Raw genomic sequence first — 3,169 nt, 5'->3', positions numbered from 1 at the left:
GGCCCATAGTGGACTTTCACCACCTAGCTAATACCCATGCCGGGCGCACTAGAAAAAACAAAAAGGAACCGGGTTTCCGGTTCCTTTTTACTTTTTAACGGCCACCAACAATCTTGGTGGTCTTATCTTCAAAGCGTAGTAAGAGGTCGTCGGCATTAGCGCGAAAGTCGGCAATAAAGTCCTTCCCCTTCGGTACCACCTTACCGACAACTTTTCCCATTATATCAGTTACCTCGAGGTCATCACCGGCCCACTTGACATCATCATAGTGGCCTTCCAGCGCTTCATCAAAGAACGCCTGAAGGATGTCGCGCACCGCATTTTTGATCACTTCATCCTCGGTGACTGTCTCACCATGCAGCTTGCGTTGAGCAACCTGCATGACAACATCGTCCATACTTTGGGGAATTTCAACACTCATCGATAACTGCTTCCTTCCTACTTATGGCGTCTCTTACGTGCCTTCTTACTGAACTTAATTCCCTGGGGTACCCGGTGGTGTCTTACCACTTGCGTCTGTCGACCCGGGGCTACTTGCTGCTGTTGATGTTGCCGTTTCATCAGTTGTCGGTGTTCGTACTCGCTCCACGGGTTCAATAGGCCGCGCATAAAGCCGGCCACCTCTTCCCGGTGATCATCCATCCACTTTTCAGCGGTCTTAACATCGTTGGTATCGATTCCGTTGCTACGGATGAAAGATAGCATCAGCTGGGTTTCCCGGTCCTTGCGACTCAGGCTAGCCAGCATGTCCTGAGATGGTTGCATATTGGCAATTGCCTTCAAGCCGATCCGGTACTGGTCTAAGTCGAGCTGCTTGGTCCGCTTCAAGTAATCAAAGAGGGCCTGGGCAGTCGGGACAATATTTTTAATCTGTTTGGGGGTAATGTCCGGGTCAAGCGGCATCATCATTCCCAAGACCCGCTGAAGGTCGTAGAAATCCCAGCTGCCGGGGTATTCACCACATTCCTGGGCCATCAACTTGATAAACTGACCAACAATGTATTGTTGTTCACCACCATCAAGTGGCTGGTTCTGGGACTCATTTTCAACCGCTGCCGCGTGCTTGCATTTTTCAATGAAGCCTTCCAACCGTTGGGCCGACCACGGTTTAACTTTCTTAACATTTTCCGGTTTCTTAGTGGCTGTGGTCTTCTTTGCCGGTGCTTTAGGAGCCGGTTCAGTAGTCTTTTCCTTGCCGTGCATTTGCGCCCATGTCTGGTGGGCCTTCCGACAGGCATTCATATTTGTACGTTGGTCATCAATTGCTTGAATGATTTCCCTTAATCCCGCAACCTTTAAAAAGTTTTGGTAGGCCTTCAAGACCGGGGCCACCGCAATGCCAAACTGGTTGGTCAATGCAGGATCCGCAATAAAGTCCCCCACCATTACTTCCTTCACCGCTTGGGGCGTCCACGCGGTGTCGGCCAGGTGCTGCTCGTTCATCATATGTTGATTAAAGCGGGTTAGAATATCCTGAGCATGTTTCTGCTGGTTAGCAGAAAGCTGATGATACGTGGACGAAGCGAGGAACTTTTTAACGTGTTCTTCTTGTTCGTTCATACTCCTTACTCCTCCATCTAAAATTGAATTTTCCTATCTATCATATCATAATTAGGTGGTAAAGATTAAATGAGGGGGCACGCACAATGCGTAAGAAGAAAATTGTGGAAGCCATGAAGAACGTTTATTTTCAAAAGATGACTAGTACCGGCTACCAGGAAATTGAAGACGAGATCCACCAGCTCCAACAGCAGCGGCCTGCCAAAATCGCCCAACTGAAGGCGGCGCGGGCTCTGGGTGACCTCTCGGAGAATACGGAGTACAGTACGGCCAAGCGGGAACTCCGCCACTTAGAGAGCCGCCTGCGTTACCTCAATAAGCAACTCCAATATTCACAAGTGATTGACCCGGCGGACACCGGGACCGTCGACCTCGGCACAACCGTCACCCTCAAGTTTGAGGATGATGACGATACCGCAACCTACCAAATTGTCGGTAAGCAGGAAGCCGACCTCGCCAAGCAGAAGGTCTCCTTTGACTCCCCGCTTGGTCAAGCAATCATGCACCAGCCAGCAGGTAAAGTCGTCACTGTGCAGGCGCCCCAGGCATTTTACCAGGTTAAAATCATTAAGATTGCCTTGAGCAAATAGCAAACTTTTTTCCGGACCCCCTAAACCGTTTCCATGTTTCTTTTCGCGCCCTTCACATTATCAATCAGCCGATTAGCCACTATATTTTGTGCTTGCACCCGGGGAAAATAGCCCCTATACTACCATATGTTGCGTTCATAGCGCTATGAGCCCTAAACATACTTTTGGAATTGAGGTTACTTAAATGAACTACTTTAAATTTTTGGCCCACCAGCTCAAGGGGTGGCCACAACAGAACTACTACCTGTTCTTCTTTAGCCTGGGTTGTCAGATCATGACCCTGGCCAGCACACCAATCACCTGGTTGTCCGTGATCACCTTCATCGGTACTACTCTAGGTGTCCTCTGTGTCTTGGCAATCAACGCCGCTAAGTCGGTAAACGGGGTGCTCGGTATTCTTTCTGCAATCTGTTTTATCATCATCGGCTTCAACGCCAAGAACTATTTGAGCATCGGGGAACAGGTTGCCTACATGATTACCCTGGATATCCCCGTCCTCTTGTCCAGCAACTGGAACGTTAATATGGCATCAAAGATCCGCCACTTTACTCCCCGCAGCTGGACAGTGGCAATTATCGCTACCGGGGTGGTCTACCTGGTTTCCGGCTACCTAATCGGTCACTTAACTGACGACCCCCGCCCATGGATTGATGCCATCAGCTTTTCAATTAGCTTAACGGCCGGGGTGATTTGCTTCCTCCGCTTTAACAACCAGTACTTCTGGTGGCTAGCTTCCGGAATTGCCCAGCTGGTCCTCTGGTTCATTTCATACCAGCAGGGTTCCGCAACCCTGGCAATGGCCGTGAATAGTTCCATCTACCTAATCAATGACGTCCTCGCCTTTACCATTTCACCATGGTACAACAAGAAGGAACGCGAACGGCTAAGCATCGCCGAAACGGCCTACGCAAAGTCGGTGGGAATCGAAGAATAAAAGGGGCTGTGACATAAGTCCCAAATAATTGGAGTTAGATGAAATTTTCGGATTTCATTTAACTCCATTTTCCTTTAAAATATTA

General features: G+C 49.2%; 4 protein-coding genes. 2 read left to right on the top strand and 2 right to left on the bottom strand.

The window, feature by feature from the left end; translation table 11 throughout:
- Nucleotides 1-94: 94 nt before the first annotated feature.
- Both FD32_RS02065 and FD32_RS02060 read right to left on the bottom strand, forming a co-directional pair.
- Nucleotides 95-421 (bottom strand): hypothetical protein, encoded by a 327-nt coding sequence (locus FD32_RS02065; protein ID WP_047770178.1) that lies wholly within the window; start codon nucleotides 419-421, stop codon nucleotides 95-97.
- A 17-nt stretch (nucleotides 422-438) separates the two neighbouring features.
- On the bottom strand, nucleotides 439-1,560 hold the full coding sequence (locus FD32_RS02060) for a hypothetical protein (protein ID WP_047770183.1): 1,122 nt from the start codon (nucleotides 1,558-1,560) through the stop codon (nucleotides 439-441).
- Between the two features lie 86 nt (nucleotides 1,561-1,646).
- Here FD32_RS02060 and greA point away from each other — a divergent pair, with 86 nt between their 5' ends.
- Nucleotides 1,647-2,150, top strand: coding sequence for a transcription elongation factor GreA (greA, locus tag FD32_RS02055; RefSeq protein WP_047770184.1), 504 nt, complete (start codon nucleotides 1,647-1,649; stop codon nucleotides 2,148-2,150).
- Nucleotides 2,151-2,334: 184 nt separating this feature from the next.
- On the top strand, nucleotides 2,335-3,084 hold the full coding sequence (pnuC, locus tag FD32_RS02050) for a nicotinamide riboside transporter PnuC (RefSeq protein WP_047770186.1): 750 nt from the start codon (nucleotides 2,335-2,337) through the stop codon (nucleotides 3,082-3,084).
- The last annotated feature ends 85 nt before the right edge of the window (nucleotides 3,085-3,169 follow it).

Source organism: Limosilactobacillus panis DSM 6035 (assembly GCF_001435935.1).
GTDB lineage: Bacteria > Bacillota > Bacilli > Lactobacillales > Lactobacillaceae > Limosilactobacillus > Limosilactobacillus panis.
Note: the sequence above shows the minus strand (reverse complement) of the source record. Positions and strands in the feature narration are given on the sequence as shown.